Raw genomic sequence first — 276 nt, 5'->3', positions numbered from 1 at the left:
CCGCTACACGGCTGTTTGGTCGTCGGCCAGGTCGGCGACGACCGTCTCCTGGGAGCGCTCGTGCAGGCGCTCGCGGCCCCGGCGCACGGCGCCGAGGAACTTGTCGAGGTTGACCTCGAGCGTCGAGAGGATGGAGTCGGCCCAGTCCTCCATCTCGAGGCGCGTCTCGCGCGCCTGGCGGCGGGCTTCCTCGACGATCTCCTGCGCCTGGCGCTCGGCCAGCTTGGCGATCTCGGTCTGGGACGCCTCGCGCACTGCCTGCTCGCGGGCCTCGCC

1 protein-coding gene is annotated in these 276 nt (G+C 72.5%); it reads right to left on the bottom strand.

Annotation, left to right across the window (positions count from 1 at the left end):
• Window positions 1–3: 3 nt before the first annotated feature.
• The coding region (locus tag ACLJNW_RS24825; RefSeq protein WP_410961304.1) for a hypothetical protein at window positions 4–276 on the bottom strand (273 nt) is incomplete at its 5' end.

It is taken from the genome of Salmonella sp. SAL4457, assembly GCF_046548235.1.
Taxonomy (GTDB): domain Bacteria; phylum Pseudomonadota; class Gammaproteobacteria; order Enterobacterales; family Enterobacteriaceae; genus Salmonella; species Salmonella enterica.
Note: the sequence above shows the minus strand (reverse complement) of the source record. Positions and strands in the feature narration are given on the sequence as shown.